Origin of the sequence: Protofrankia coriariae (assembly GCF_001017755.1) — a bacterium.
Classification (GTDB): domain Bacteria; phylum Actinomycetota; class Actinomycetes; order Frankiales; family Frankiaceae; genus Protofrankia; species Protofrankia coriariae.
In genome coordinates, this window is the sequence record NZ_JWIO01000002.1 from 61690 (window position 1) to 63534 (window position 1845).

At 72.2% G+C, this 1845-nt stretch carries 1 protein-coding gene and 1 pseudogene (both cut by a window edge); both read left to right on the forward strand.

The window, feature by feature from the left end; genetic code table 11:
- Nucleotides 1-1269 (forward strand): annotated as a pseudogene (gene serA, locus FrCorBMG51_RS01330) (phosphoglycerate dehydrogenase) (it extends 347 nt beyond the left edge of the window).
- A gap of 193 nt (nucleotides 1270-1462) precedes the next feature.
- Nucleotides 1463-1845 carry the 5' end (the start) of a septum formation family protein gene (locus FrCorBMG51_RS01335; protein WP_052914207.1) on the forward strand. 448 nt of this gene lie beyond the right edge of the window, so the window shows 383 of its 831 coding nt (coding positions 1-383); the start codon lies at nucleotides 1463-1465; its stop codon lies beyond the right edge, outside the window.

A 1845-nucleotide genomic window follows, 5' to 3' on the forward strand; every position in this document is an offset into this window, starting at 1 on the left:
CTGGCGGCGGTGGCCCGCCGCATCCCGGCGGCCAACGCCGCGCTGCGCGGCGGTGAGTGGAAGCGCTCGAAGTACGTCGGCGTCGAACTCGCGGACAAGACCGCGGGCGTGGTGGGGCTCGGGCGCATCGGCCTGCTGGTCGCGCAGCGGCTGGCCGCCTTCGGCATGAAGATCGTCGCCTACGACCCCTACGTCTCGGTGGGCCGCGCCGCCCAGCTGGGGGTGCGCCTGGTCGACCTCGACGAGCTGCTGCGGATCAGTGACGTCATCACGATCCACCTGCCGAAGACGCCGGAGACGATCGGCCTCATCGGCCGGGACGAGCTCGAGCGGGTCAGGCCAGGAGTGATCATCATCAACGACGCCCGGGGCGGGCTCGTCGACGAGGAGGCCCTGGCCGACGCGGTCCGGGACGGCCGGGTGGGCGGCGCCGGCATCGACGTGTTCGTCACCGAGCCGACCACCTCCTCGCCCCTGTTCGAGCTGGACAACGTGGTGGTCACCCCGCACCTGGGGGCGTCCACCGCGGAGGCCCAGGAGAAGGCCGGGGTCGCGGTGGCCCGGTCGGTGCGCCTGGCGCTGCGCGGCGAGTTCGTCCCGGACGCGGTGAACGTGCAGGCGGGCGGGGTCGTGGCCGAGGACGTCCGCCCGGGGCTGCCGCTCGCGGAGAAGCTCGGCCAGCTGTTCACCGGCCTTGCCGGTGGCCTCGCCGCCGCGATCACCGTCGAGGTCCGCGGCGAGATCGTCGCCCACGACGTGTCGGTGCTGCAGCTCGCCGCGCTCAAGGGCGTGTTCACCGACGTGATCGAGGAGCCGGTCACCTACGTCAACGCGCCGCTGCTCGCGAAGGACCGGGGCGTCGACGTCGCGCTGGAGACGTTCGAGGAGAGCCCCGACTATCGCAACCTCGTCACCGTCCGTGGCGTGCTCGTGGACGGGACGCCGGTGTCGGTGAGCGGCACGCTGACCGGCCCCCGGCAGGTCGAGAAGGTCACCGCGATCGACGACTTCGAGGTGGACATCCGGCCCCAGGCACACCTGGCCTTCTTCCGGTACGAGGACCGTCCGGGAGTGGTCGGCGCGGTCGGCGCGCTGCTGGGCGAGGCCCAGATCAACATTGCCGGCGCGCAGGTCAGCCGTCGCAAGGCCGGCGGCGAGGCACTGATGTCGCTCTCGCTCGACGACACGGTGCCCGTGGACGTCCTGACCGAGATCGCCAAGATCATCGGAGCGTCGGCGGCTCGGTCGGTCAGCCTCCACAGCCAGTGACCAGCCGGTGAGGAGCCGATCCGGCGAGGAGCCGACAGGGCACAGGTGACCGGGCCGTCCGGCCGGTTGCGCACCGAGGCCGGACGGCCCGGTCACCGCCGTCCATCGCGGTGTGCCACAGGTCGTGGTGACCTGGCCCCTGGTTCGGTGACCATGGTGTGGGAAACGAGTCCCTGGGTTTACCGTGAAAGCCATGGCTCGGGACGGTCGGGACCCGTTCGAGGGGTTGCACCTCGATGACACTTTCGTGCGCTCCGCGCGCTTCATCGAGCCGTCAGCCGATGAACGCCTGGCAGCCTCCGGCGAGGCCGCGCGCGGCCGCTGCCGGGTGGAACCCGTCCGGTCGAAAGGGCAGCGGGTGTTCTACCGCTGGATGTGGACGCCGGGTTCCCCGCGTCGCCGCCGCGCCACCCGGCTGGTGGCGTTCCTGACGCTGCTCGCCGGAATGGCGGGTCTCGGTCTCTTCCTGCTCCGCAACAATCCGCGCGCGGCGGTGGTGTCCGCTCCGGCACCCTCGGCCGGCACCCCGGTCCGGATGCAGGAGCCCGGTCTCGCCGACTCGGCGGCGGCCGCCAG